Origin of the sequence: Streptomyces fulvoviolaceus (genome assembly GCF_000718165.1) — a bacterium.
Lineage (GTDB): Bacteria > Actinomycetota > Actinomycetes > Streptomycetales > Streptomycetaceae > Streptomyces > Streptomyces fulvoviolaceus.
In genome coordinates this window covers 74,552-86,635 of record NZ_JOEY01000004.1, presented here as the reverse complement: position 1 = coordinate 86,635, position 12,084 = coordinate 74,552, and the positions used below count along the sequence as shown (strand labels likewise).

The 12,084-nt window shown below is 69.7% G+C and carries 10 protein-coding genes; 5 read left to right on the top strand and 5 right to left on the bottom strand.

Annotated elements, in window-relative coordinates:
• The first annotated feature begins 78 nt into the window (after window positions 1-78).
• The 3 genes from IG08_RS0105395 (at window position 79) to IG08_RS0105385 (ending at window position 2,805) form a co-directional block, all read left to right on the top strand.
• A complete protein-coding gene (locus tag IG08_RS0105395; RefSeq protein ID WP_030596864.1) occupies window positions 79-588 on the top strand; it encodes a MarR family winged helix-turn-helix transcriptional regulator in 510 nt (169 codons plus the stop codon).
• 66 nt (window positions 589-654) lie between these two features.
• The gene (locus tag IG08_RS0105390; RefSeq protein WP_030596863.1) at window positions 655-993 is read left to right on the top strand and encodes a DUF3817 domain-containing protein; all 339 of its coding nucleotides are present in this window, start codon (window positions 655-657) and stop codon (window positions 991-993) included.
• A 111-nt stretch (window positions 994-1,104) separates the two neighbouring features.
• A complete protein-coding gene (locus tag IG08_RS0105385) occupies window positions 1,105-2,805 on the top strand; it encodes a coenzyme B12-dependent isobutyryl-CoA mutase large subunit (protein WP_030596862.1) in 1,701 nt (566 codons plus the stop codon).
• 160 nt (window positions 2,806-2,965) lie between these two features.
• On the opposite strand, the gene IG08_RS0105380 is transcribed toward IG08_RS0105385, so the two are convergent.
• Together IG08_RS0105380 and IG08_RS0105375 are read right to left on the bottom strand one after the other, a co-directional pair.
• Window positions 2,966-3,409, bottom strand: a complete 444-nt coding sequence (locus tag IG08_RS0105380; RefSeq protein WP_030596860.1) for an SRPBCC family protein — start codon at window positions 3,407-3,409, stop codon at window positions 2,966-2,968.
• Window positions 3,410-3,546: 137 nt separating this feature from the next.
• Window positions 3,547-4,302, bottom strand: a complete 756-nt coding sequence (locus IG08_RS0105375) for a metallophosphoesterase family protein (RefSeq protein ID WP_030596858.1) — start codon at window positions 4,300-4,302, stop codon at window positions 3,547-3,549.
• 352 nt (window positions 4,303-4,654) lie between these two features.
• Here IG08_RS0105375 and IG08_RS0105370 point away from each other — a divergent pair, with 352 nt between their 5' ends.
• Window positions 4,655-6,451, top strand: a complete 1,797-nt coding sequence (locus tag IG08_RS0105370; RefSeq protein ID WP_030596856.1) for an AMP-dependent synthetase/ligase — start codon at window positions 4,655-4,657, stop codon at window positions 6,449-6,451.
• Window positions 6,452-6,473: 22 nt separating this feature from the next.
• Here the strand turns inward: IG08_RS0105370 and IG08_RS0105365 are convergent, their stop codons facing one another.
• Together IG08_RS0105365 and IG08_RS0105360 are read right to left on the bottom strand one after the other, a co-directional pair.
• On the bottom strand, window positions 6,474-8,096 hold the full coding sequence (locus IG08_RS0105365; RefSeq protein WP_452736648.1) for a GMC oxidoreductase: 1,623 nt from the start codon (window positions 8,094-8,096) through the stop codon (window positions 6,474-6,476).
• A 172-nt stretch (window positions 8,097-8,268) separates the two neighbouring features.
• Window positions 8,269-9,414 carry a glycosyltransferase family 4 protein gene (locus IG08_RS0105360; protein ID WP_030596850.1) on the bottom strand — a complete coding sequence of 382 codons (1,146 nt, stop codon included), beginning with the start codon at window positions 9,412-9,414 and terminating at the stop codon, window positions 8,269-8,271.
• A gap of 120 nt (window positions 9,415-9,534) precedes the next feature.
• On the opposite strand from IG08_RS0105360, the gene IG08_RS0105355 reads away from it, so the two are divergent.
• A complete protein-coding gene (locus IG08_RS0105355) occupies window positions 9,535-10,770 on the top strand; it encodes a glycosyltransferase family 87 protein (RefSeq protein ID WP_030596848.1) in 1,236 nt (411 codons plus the stop codon).
• Here IG08_RS0105355 and IG08_RS0105350 read toward each other — a convergent pair.
• Window positions 10,731-12,050: an MATE family efflux transporter gene (locus IG08_RS0105350; protein ID WP_030596847.1), complete on the bottom strand. Its 1,320-nt coding sequence runs from the start codon at window positions 12,048-12,050 to the stop codon at window positions 10,731-10,733. The two genes, IG08_RS0105355 and IG08_RS0105350, sit on opposite strands and share 40 nt — an antisense overlap.
• Window positions 12,051-12,084 lie beyond the last annotated feature (34 nt).

Below are 12,084 nucleotides of genomic sequence, written 5' to 3'. Positions count from 1 at the left end.
GCGGACCTCGCGCGGACCTCGGGGCCGAAAGGCGAGACGGGGCTGACCACGATGTGACCGGCCGGTAAGGTCGATGCCGTGCCGAAGCCGCTCAGTCTTCCCTTCGATCCCATCGCCCGCGCCGACGAGCTCTGGAAGCAGCGCTGGGGAAACGTGCCGTCCATGGCCGCGATCACCTCGATCATGCGCGCCCACCAGATCCTGCTCGGCGAGGTCGACGCGGTGGTCAAGCCGTACGGACTGACCTTCGCGCGGTACGAGGCGCTGGTGCTGCTCAACTTCTCCAAGGCGGGCGAGCTCCCGATGTCGAAGATCGGCGAGCGGCTCATGGTGCACCCGACGTCCGTCACGAACACGATCGACCGTCTGGTGAAGTCCGGCCTGGTCGACAAGCGCCCCAACCCCAACGACGGGCGCGGCACGCTCGCCTCCATCACCGACAAGGGCCGCGAGGCCGTCGAGGCCGCCACCCGCGACCTGATGGCGATGGACTTCGGTCTCGGGGTCTACGACGCCGAGGAATGCGCGGAGATCTTCGCGATGCTGCGTCCGCTTCGGGTGGCCGCGCACGATTTCGACGAGGACTGAGGCGGGGCTGAGGCGAGGGCTGACCCGGGGCAAGATCCCCCGGAACGGGTGGTTACGCTCGATGCCATGAAGAAGAGCGTGCTGACCCGCTACCGCGTCCTGGCCTACGTCACCGGTGTGCTGCTGGTCCTGCTGTGCCTGAGCATGATCGCCAAGTACGGCCTGGACATCGACGGTGCCGCGGACTTCACCCGCGTCATCGCCATCGCACACGGCTGGCTGTACGTCGTCTACCTGGTCTTCGCCTTCGACCTGGGCTCCAAGGCGAAGTGGCCGGTCGCCAAGCAGCTGTGGGTCCTGCTCGCGGGGACGATCCCGACGGCCGCCTTCTTCGTGGAGCGGAAGATCAGCCACGAGCTGGAGGGCAAGCTCACGGACGGCTCGCCCGTGGTCGCCAAGGCCTGACCCGCCAGGCCCCTACCGCCGTACGGTCTGCGTGCGGCGGTTGCTCGTGAATATTTAGTTGGACGTCCTAGTACCTCGACTTTACTAGGACGTCCAAGTAAATTCGGTGGTATGGACGCTGACGCCATCGAAGAGGGCCGCCGTCGCTGGCAGGCCCGGTACGACGCCTCGCGCAAGCGTGAGGCCGACTTCACCACGCTCTCCGGGGATCCCGTGGAGCCGGTGTACGGGCCTCGTCCCGGGGACGAGTACGAGGGCTTCGAGCGGATCGGGTGGCCGGGGGAGTACCCCTACACGCGCGGGCTGTACCCGACCGGCTACCGGGGGCGGACGTGGACCATCCGGCAGTTCGCCGGGTTCGGGAACGCCGAGCAGACCAACGAGCGCTACAAGAAGATCCTCGCCAACGGTGGCGGGGGTCTGTCCGTCGCGTTCGACATGCCGACGCTCATGGGGCGCGACTCCGACGAGCCGCACTCGCTGGGCGAGGTCGGGCACTGTGGTGTCGCCATCGACTCGGCCGCCGACATGGAGGTCCTGTTCAAGGACATTCCGCTGGGGGACGTCACCACCTCCATGACCATCAGCGGGCCGGCCGTTCCCGTCTTCTGCATGTATCTCGTCGCCGCCGAGCGGCAGGGTGTGGATCCGGGGGTGCTCAACGGCACGCTCCAGACCGACATCTTCAAGGAGTACATCGCGCAGAAGGAGTGGCTCTTCCAGCCGGAGCCGCACCTACGCCTCATCGGCGACCTGATGGAGTACTGCGCCGCCGGCATCCCCGCCTACAAGCCCTTGTCCGTCTCCGGGTACCACATCCGCGAGGCCGGCTCGACGGCCGCGCAGGAACTGGCGTACACGCTGGCGGACGGCTTCGGGTACGTCGAACTGGGCCTGTCCCGCGGGCTCGACGTCGACGTCTTCGCGCCCGGACTGTCCTTCTTCTTCGACGCGCACGTCGACTTCTTCGAGGAGATCGCCAAGTTCCGGGCGGCGCGCCGGATCTGGGCGCGGTGGATGCGGGATGTCTACGGCGCCGAGTCCGACAAGGCGCAGTGGCTGCGCTTCCACACCCAGACCGCCGGGGTCTCGCTGACGGCCCAGCAGCCGTACAACAACGTCGTGCGTACGGCGGTCGAGGCGCTCGCGGCGGTGCTCGGCGGGACCAACTCGCTGCACACCAACGCGCTGGACGAGACGCTGGCCCTTCCGAGCGAGCAGGCCGCGGAGATCGCGCTGCGGACGCAGCAGGTGCTGATGGAGGAGACCGGGGTCGCCAACGTGGCCGATCCGTTGGGTGGTTCGTGGTTCGTCGAGCAGCTGACGGACCGGATCGAGGCGGACGCGGAGAAGATCTTCGAGCAGATCAGGGAGCGGGGGCTCAGGGCCCACCCGGACGGGCGGCACCCCATCGGGCCCATCACCTCCGGGATCCTGCGCGGGATCGAGGACGGCTGGTTCACCGGTGAGATCGCCGAGGCCGCCTTCCAGTACCAGCAATCCCTGGAGAAGGGCGACAAGAGGGTCGTGGGGGTGAACGTCCACCACGGGTCCGTGACGGGTGACTTGGAGATTCTGCGGGTCAGTCATGAGGTGGAGCGGGAGCAGGTTCGGGTGCTGGGGGCGCGTAAGGCTGCGCGGGACGACGTGGCCGTGCGGGCCGCGCTCGACGCGATGCTTGCGGCTGCGCGGTCCGGGGGCAACATGATCGGGCCGATGCTGGATGCGGTGCGGGCCGAGGCGACGCTGGGTGAGATCTGCGGGGTGTTGCGGGACGAGTGGGGGGTGTACACGGAGCCGGCGGGGTTCTGATCCGGGGGTGGTGCGGGCCACCGAGTTTTTCGCCCCCGCCGCCCCTTCCCGTCCCGTCCCTGGGGGCTGCGCCCCCAGACCCCCGCTTTCGGCCCTGAAGGGGCCTCGTCCTCAAACGCCGGACGGGCTGAAATGCACCGGCCGGCGCCGAAACGTGCTCCTACTTCTCCCCCGACTCCACCCGCTTCTTCAGCCCCGCCAGCGCCCGGTCGATGATGACCTTCTCGGCCTTGCGCTTGATCATGCCGAGCATGGGGATCTTGACGTCGACGGTCAGCAGGTAGGTGACCTCGGTCGCCCCCGCACCCGACGGCTTCAGGACGTACGAGCCGTCCAGGGAGCGCAGCATCTGGGACTTGACCAGGGTCCAGGAGACCTCGTTCGCGCCGGTCCAGGTGTAGGCGAGGACCTGGTCGTCCTTGATGGCGCCGGCGTCCATGACGAGGCGGACCTGTTCGGCGCGCCCCTGGCCGTCGGTCGCGAGGACCTCTGCCTCCTTCACCTCACCCGTCCAGTCCGGGTAGCGGGCGAAGTCGGCGATCACCGCCATGACGTCGGCCGGTGCCGCCTCGATCGTGATGCTCGAGCTGGTGTGTTCCGCCATCGCCGTGGCTCCTCCAGATGCGGGCCGGTAATTCGGGGTGCGCGGTGCGCAAGGATGCGCACGTGTGTGCAGCGTGAAGGCTACCGCGCACGTGGGCGCCCGACTTCACCCCCACCTGCGTCAGGGCCCGTCCCGGCTCACCACTCGAGCGCCCAGGGCTTCCCGCTCCCCGCGAAGTGCCCCACGTTCACGCATTCGGTCGCCCCGATCCGCATCCGTCTCACCAGAGGCTGGTGGACGTGGCCGAAGAGCGAGTACCGGGGCCGGGTGCGGCGGATCGCGTCCAGCAGGGCACGGCTGCCGCGCTCGAAGCGGCGCGCGACGGTGTCGTAGACGAGTTCCGGGACCTCCGGCGGGATGTGGGTGCAGAGCACGTCCACCTCGCCCACCGCCTCGATCTTCGCGGCGTACTCCTCGTCGCTGATCTCGTAGGGGGTGCGCATGGGGGTCCTGAGGCCCCCGCCGACGAATCCGAAGACCCACCCGCCGATCTCGACCCGCTCCCCGTCCAGCACGGTCGTGCCGGGTCCGGCGTACTCGGGCCACAGGGGCGGCATGTCGACATTGCCGTAGGTCGCGTACGTCGGTGTCGGGAACGCGGCGAACATCTCGGCGTACTGCTTGCGCACCGCCTTCTCGATCGCGGCGGCCCGGTCGCCGCCGATGCCGCCCCACAGCCGGGCACCGAGCTCCCGGGCCTCCTCGAAGCGGCGGGCGGTGCGCAGTTCCACGATGCGGTCGGCGTTCTCGACACCGAACAGGTCGGGGAAGATGCCGCGCGAGTGGTCGGCGTAGTCGAGGAAGAGGACGAGGTCGCCCAGACAGATCAGGGCGTCGGCACCCTCGCCGGCTCCGGCCAGGTCACGGGCGTTGCCGTGTACGTCGCTGACCACGTGGACACGTGTCCGTCGGTTTCCGGGTGGTGTGGGTGCCATGACGATCAAGGGTAGGCGTGTGCGGCATACGTGAACAGTGGCGGTGGGACCTGCGGTTACTGGCCAGTCAATTAACGGGTGGACTACTGTGCGCGAAAGAACACCAATCTGTGTGACGCAGCGAACATCTCGCCGGACCCCCCTGTCGAAGACGCCATACCGGCGGGTAACGTCCGGGCAGTCCAGTCGTGCTCAGGATTTCAACCAGTGGCTGAAACCGCTGGAGATCCCGGGCACCTGCCCGAGTCTTGGACCGGACCGTCGCATCACACAACGTCGTGGCGCCGGCGCCCTATGAGGAGCAGCAGTCTTGCGCGAGTTCAGCCTTCCGGCTTTGTACGAGGTCCCTGCGGACGGCAATCTCACCGACATCGTCCGGAGAAACGCCGCGCAGCATCCTGATGTCGCCGTCATCGCCCGCAAGGTGAACGGCGCCTGGCAGGACGTGACGGCCACCGTCTTCCTCTCCGAGGTGCACACCGCGGCCAAGGGGCTCATCGCCTCGGGCGTGCAGCCCGGCGACCGGGTGGGTCTGATGTCGCGCACCCGCTACGAGTGGACCCTGCTCGACTTCGCGATCTGGAGCGCGGGCGCGGTCACCGTGCCGGTGTACGAGACCAGCTCGCCGGAGCAGGTCCAGTGGATCCTCTCCGACTCGGGCGCCACCGCCTGCATCGTGGAGCTGGACGGCCACACGGCCGCCGTCGAGTCGGTGCGCGACCGGCTGCCCGCCCTCAAGCACGTCTGGCAGATCGAGGGCGGCGGTCTGGAGGAGCTGGGCCGCACGGGCAAGGACATCAGCGACGCGACGGTCGAGGAGCGCAGCTCGCTGGCCAAGGCCGACGACCCGGCGACCATCGTCTACACGTCCGGCACCACCGGCCGCCCCAAGGGCTGCGTGCTCACCCACCGCAGCTTCTTCGCCGAGTGCGGGAACATCGTGGAGCGCCTGCGACCGCTGTTCCGCACGGGCGACTGCTCGGTCCTGCTCTTCCTGCCGCTCGCGCACGTATTCGGGCGGCTCGTGCAGATCGCGCCGATGATGGCGCCGATCAAGCTGGGCATGGTCCCGGACATCAAGCACCTCACCGACGAGCTGGCCTCCTTCCGCCCGACGCTGATCCTCGGCGTCCCGCGCGTCTTCGAGAAGGTCTACAACTCGGCGCGCGCCAAGGCGCAGGCGGACGGCAAGGGCAAGATCTTCGACAAGGCCGCCGACACGGCGATCGCCTACAGCAAGGCCCTGGACACCCCGTCGGGCCCGTCCCTCGGCCTGAAGATCAAACACAGGACCTTCGACAAACTCGTCTACAGCAAGCTGCGCGCGGTCCTCGGCGGCAAGGGCGAGTACGCCATCTCCGGCGGCGCCCCGCTGGGCGAGCGCCTGGGCCACTTCTTCCGCGGCATCGGCTTCACGGTCCTGGAGGGCTACGGCCTGACCGAGTCCTGCGCCGCCACCGCCTTCAACCCCTGGGACCGGACGAAGATCGGCACGGTCGGCCAGCCGCTGCCGGGCTCCGTGATCCGCATCGCCGACGACGGCGAGGTACTGCTGCACGGCGAGCACCTGTTCAAGGGCTACTGGAACAACGAGGCCGCTACGGCCGAGGCGCTGACCGACGGCTGGTTCCACACCGGTGACATCGGCACCCTCGACGAGGACGGCTACCTCCGGATCACCGGCCGCAAGAAGGAGATCATCGTCACCGCGGGCGGCAAGAACGTCGCCCCGGCCGTGATCGAGGACCGCATCCGCGCGCACGCGCTGGTCGCGGAGTGCATGGTGGTCGGTGACGGGCGGCCGTTCGTGGGCGCGCTGATCACCATCGACGAGGAGTTCCTGGGCCGTTGGGCCGCCGAGCACGGCAAGCCCGCGGGCTCCACCGCGGCGTCGCTGAGCGCGGACGCCGACCTGAACGCGGCCATCCAGGCCGCGATCGACGACGGCAACGCCGCGGTGTCGAAGGCGGAATCGGTGCGGAAGTTCCGCATTCTGTCCTCCCAGTTCACGGAGGAGTCGGGCCACCTGACGCCGTCCCTGAAGCTCAAGCGCAACGTGGTGGCGAAGGACTACGCGGGCGAGATCGAGGCGATCTACCAGAAGTAGCAAGCCCCTTTCCCACGACGGCTCATGGCGCGGTGTCCTCCACGAGGACCCGCGCCATCGTCCGTTCGGCCAGCGCGGTGATCGTCACGAACGGGTTCACGCCGATCGAGCCGGGCACGAGCGAGCCGTCGGTGACGTACAGCTTCGAATACCCCTTCACCCGGCCGTAGTTGTCGGTCGCCTTGCCCAACACGCAGCCGCCCAGGGGGTGGTAGGTGAAGTCATCGGCGAAGACCTTGTTGGACGAGCCGAACAGGTCGTACCGGTAGATGGTGGAGTTCGCCGAGTTGATCCGGTCGAACAGCTTCTTCGCCATGCTCACCGACACCGCGCTCTGCGCGGCCGACCAGCCGAGCCTCACGCCGTCCGTGGCGCTGTCGTACGAGAACGACGCCCGCTGTGGGTTCTTCGTGATCGCCAGATAGAGGCTCACCCAGTGCTCGAGTCCCGTGGGCAGCGGGGCGATCTCCGCGAAGACGGGGTTGGCGGTGTTGGCCCAGTCGTCGATGCCCATGACCGGCATCGTGGACTGGTTCTCGCCGACCGTGTCCCACAGGTGGTTGGCGCGGCCCAGCATCACGTTCCCGTTGGTCCCCCATCCCCCGCCGACGCTCGCGTCCAGCGCCGGGAGCGTGCCCGTCGCCCGTGCCCGGACGAGGAGTTCGGTGGTGCCGACGCTGCCGCCGCCGAGGAAGAGGTAGGTGCAGCTGTACTGCTTGGTCTCGACGACCGCGCCGGTGTTGTCGATGCGGTCGGCGGTCAGCACGTAAGTCCCGTCGCTCGCGCGGCTGATGGCCCTGACCCGCTCCATCGTGTTGATGGTGACGTTCCCGGTACCGAGCGCGGCGGCGAGGTACGTCTTGTCGAGGCTCTTCTTCCCGTAGTTGTTGCCGTAGATGACCTCCTGGGCGAGCGCGGACTTGGTCGCCGTGCCGGCAGCCTCGCGCTGCATGTAGCCGAAGTCGTAGACGCTGGGCACGAAGGTGGTCTTGAGGCCGGTGTTCTGGGCGTGTTTACGCGAGACCCGCGTGAACTGGTACCACTCGGTCGACTCGAACCACGTGGAGTCGATCGTGTTGACGCCGAGCATGGAGTTGGCGCGCGGGAAGTACGTGTTGTACATCTCGTCGGCGTCGACCGTGGGGAACTGCTCCGCGAAGTACGACTTCAGGGGCGTGACCGCCATCGACCCGTTGACCAGCGAGCCGCCACCCACTCCGCGCCCCACGAACACGGACATGTTGGCGAAGCGCACACGGTCCAGGACCCCGGGGTACGCGCTGATGTCCTTGTTCACGACGTCCAGCCACAGGAAGGTGGCCAGCGGCGCCTCGGTGCGGGTGCGGAACCACATGGAGCGCTGGTCCGGGGCTGCGGTGGAGCAGAAGATCTTGCCGTCGGAGCCGGGGGTGTTCCAGAGCCGGCCCATCTCGATCATGATCGTGCGGATGCCTGCCTGGCCGAGGCGGAGGGCGGCTACGGCGGCGCCGTAGCCCGAACCGACCACGATGGCTGGGGCGTTGTCGACGGCGGCCGGTTCTACGGCCTGTGCCGACTGGAGACCGATGCGGGTGAGACCGGAGGCGGCGGCGGTCTGGAGGGCCACCATGCCCAAGATTTGACGTCTCGTCAGCTGACGCTGCATCAGTTTTGCTGTCATGTGCGCAGCATGTGCGGATTTTCCGGTTCCGCCTAGGGGCTCCGCCGGTTTTGGGGCGCCATCTGGGGTGCCGGGTGCGCCAGTCGGGCGGGTGCGGGTTGTATGTGGCTGGTCGCGCCCACGCGGCGGAGCCGCAAATCGATACAGCCCCGCGCCCCTAAAAGAGGAGCTTCTCCAGCCGCTCTGCGAGTAGATCCCACCGCCATTTTTCCTCGACCCATGCCCGGCCCCGCTCGCCCATTCGGTGCCGGAGTTCGGCGTCCCCGAGGAGGACGAGGATCCGCTCGGCCGACTCCTCCACGGAGCCTCCCCGCACGACCCAGCCGGTCTCGCCGTCGAGGACCGCGTCGGGGGCGCCGCCGGAATCCCCCGCGACGACCGGCAGCCCCGTCGCCGAGGCCTCCAGGTAGACGATGCCGAGCCCCTCGACGTCGAGCCCGCCCCGTCGCGTCCGGCACGGCATCGCGAAGACGTCCCCGGCGCCGTAGTGGGCGGGCAGCTCGGACCAGGGGACCGTGCCGGTGAAGCGGACGGAGTCGGCTACGCCGGTCTCGTGCGCGAGCCTGCGCAGTTCCTTCTCGTACGGCCCGCCGCCGACGATCAGCAGTACGGCGTCGGGTTCCGCCACCAGGATCCGGGGCATCGCGAGGATCAGCGTGTCCTGTCCCTTGCGCGGCACGAGCCGCGAGACGCACACGACCACGGGCCGGTCGGTCAGCCCGAGCCGCGCCCGGACCTCGTCACCACCCGACCCCGGGTGGAAGGTCTTCTCGTCGACCCCCGGCGGCAGCTGCGCCATCCGCGAGGCCGCCGCCGGCGTCAGCGCACCCGCGATCCGGGACCGCGTGTACTCCCCGAGGTAGGTGATCGTGTCCGTCGACTCCCCGATCCGGCGCAACAGCCCCCGAGCCGCGGGAAGTTGGGCCCACCCCGCCTCGTGCCCGTGGGTCGTGGCCACCAGCCGCTCGGCGCCCGCCCTCCGCAGAGCCGGCGCCATCAGCCCGAGCGGCGCCGCCGCCCCGAACCACACCGACGTGCACCCGTGCTCACGCAGCAGCCCGACGGCCCGCCGGGTCGCGGCGGGCGTCGGCAGCAGCATGGTCGTGGAGTCCCGTACGACGGTGAACGGCTGCTCGGCGTCGAAGGCGGCGGTCGCCTCGACGCCCTCCCGGCTCCGCTTCCAGGTGGAGGCGTAGACGACGAGCCGCTCGGGGTCGAGCCGTAGCGCCATGTTGTGCAGGAAGGCCTGGATGCCGCCGGGCCGGGGCGGGAAGTCGTTCGTCACGATCAGGGTCTTGTGCATCGCCGCCGACCCTACCGAACGGGCTGCTCACAGCGGGGAACGGCCGTGTTTATGGCACGCTCACAGGAGGGGACGACATCATGTTCCCCTCAAGGCGGGAACGGAACGGCAGGGGATCACGTGGAGACGACGGCCGTGCGGCGGTCCCTGACAGGGCTGCTGCTGACCTGGGGCGTGACCAGGCTGTTGCTGCTGCTGTTCGTCTTCAAGGTGTTCCTCTTCCCCGGCCCGGACGTCACCAGCGACGTGTCGGTCATCTACCAGGGCTGGTACGACGTCCTGCGCACCGGCACCTTCCCGCTCGACGACGTGACCTGGCAGTATCCGCCCGCCGCCGCGCTCGCGATCCTCTCCCCCGCCCTGCTGCCCTTCCTCGGCTACGCCCAGGCCTTCTTCGTCCTCGCCTTCGTCGCCGACCTGGTCGTCCTCAGCCTGCTGCTGTACGCGGGCCTGCGTCCGGGCAGGCAGCTGCGCGGCGCCTGGGTGTGGGTGGTGGGCGTACCGCTGCTCGGCCCGACCGTCTACGCCCGCTACGACGTGATGGTGACCGCGGTGGCGGTCGCCGCGGTGTTCGCGGCCGCCCGGCATCCGCGGGTGGCGGGAGCGCTGGTGGGGCTCGGGGCGATGCTGAAGGTGTGGCCGGCTCTGCTGCTCGTCGGCGTCCGCGCGCGCAACACCTGGGTCTCGGCGGTGGCCACCGTCGTCGCGCTGGCCGGGCTCTTCGCCGTGGCCATGCCCGGCGCCTTCGCCTTCCTCACCTTCCAGCGCGACCGCGGCACCGAGGTCGAGTCACTGGGCTCCCTCGTCTTCCACGTGGCCCGGCAGTACGGCTGGGACGGCGCCGTGCTGCTCAACTACGGCTCGGTCGAGTTCCTCGGCCCGTGGGTGAACATCGTCAGCACGGCCGCGCTCGGCCTGACCGGCATGGCCTTCGGCTGGCTGCTGCTGTGGCGCATCGCGGCCACCCGGTTCGAGGCGCACACGATGGCCGACGCGGCGTTCGTGGCGGTGCTGATGTTCACCACGACCAGCCGGGTGATCAGCCCCCAGTACATGGTGTGGCTGGTCGGAATGGCCGCGGTCTGCGTGTGCTTCCGGGCGAGCCGGATGGGGCTGCCGGCCGTCCTGGTGCTGGTGGCGTGCTTCGTGACGGTCCTGGAGTTCCCGATCTGGTTCGGGGACGTCGTGGGCAGCACCCCGCTCGGCATCACCCTGCTGTTCGTGCGCAACGGCCTGCTGGTCCTCGCCACCGTCCTCGCGGCCCGCCGGCTGTGGCTCGCAACGGTGCCGAAGCCGGTTCCGGCCCCGGTCCCGGATCAGGCGGCCCGCGCCAAGAAGGCCTCGGCCTCCTCCTGATTCCGGTCCCGCCGGAACAGCACCAGCGCCGCCCCGCACTGCACCGCCATGGCCAGCGCCAGCGCCAGGCACACACCCGGCAGCCCGAGGCCCGTGAGGCCGTACGCCAGCGGCAGTTGGACCGCCGTACCGAGCACCGTCACGCGCAGCAGCACCGGCGCGCGTCCGCTCCCCTCGAAGACCCCGCCGAGCGCGATGAAGCAGGCCATGAGCAGCAGATAGGGCCCGACGCAGCGCAGGAACAGCACCCCCTCGTGGGCGACACCGGGCCCGGCGCCGAAGGCGGCCATGATCCAGGGGGCAGCCACGAAGAGCAGCACGGCCGCCGCGAGCCCCGCCGTGCCCGACACGAGCACCGCCTGCCGCCCGATCGCCCGCCGCGCGTCCCGGCCTGTGCCCCGGGTGTGCGCGGTGTGGATGGAGGCGGCCTGGCGTACGGCGTAGAAGGCCATGGTGGCGACGTACATGACCTTGTACGCGATCGCGTACGCGGCCACCGCCGTCACCCCGAGCCGCGCCACGACGGCGACCAGGACCAGTGCGCCGGTCTGCCGCAGGGTGAAGTCGGCGGACATGGGCAGGCCGGTGGTGAACGTCCGCCGCAGTGAGACGGCCGGCGAGACAGCGGGCCGCACACCCGCGCACTCCCGGAGCAGCTTGTTCCGGCGCAGGGCGACCAGCCCCACCCCGAGCGCCACGCACCGGCACAGCGCCGTCGCGGCGGCGGCGCCCTGGACGCCGTGGAAGTGGATGAAAACCGGGTCGCAGACCAGGATCAGCCCGTTGGCGAGGAGGGCGAGCCGCATCGGGGTCCGTGTGTCGCCGGTGCCCTTGAGGATGCCGTCGACGAGCTGCTGGGCGAAGAAGACGGTGATGCCCGGCATCGAGATCGTGAAGTAGGCGACCGCGAGCGGCACCGCGGTCCCCTCGCCGCCGAGCACCAGCCGGGCCAGCGGCTCCCGCAGCAGGAAACCGCCCGCCACGACCACGGGCGTGATCAGCGCCCACAGCGCCAGCCCTCCGCGTACGGCCGCCCGCACCGCGCCCGGATCCCGCGCACCCCTGGCGTGCGCCACCAGGACGGTCGTACCGGAGGCGAAGACCAGGGCCACACCGAGCAGCACGTTCTCGGTGTTGGTCGCCACGGCGACGGCGGCGACGGCCGGGCCGCCGAGCCTGGAGACCCAGACGGTGTTGATGATCCCGGCGGCGACGGAGGCCAGGAGCTCGAGGTAGACGGGGTGGGCGAGCGAGACGAGCTGCCTGCGGTGAGCGTTCACGACACATCCCCTCGATACGAGCTACCTCTAAACG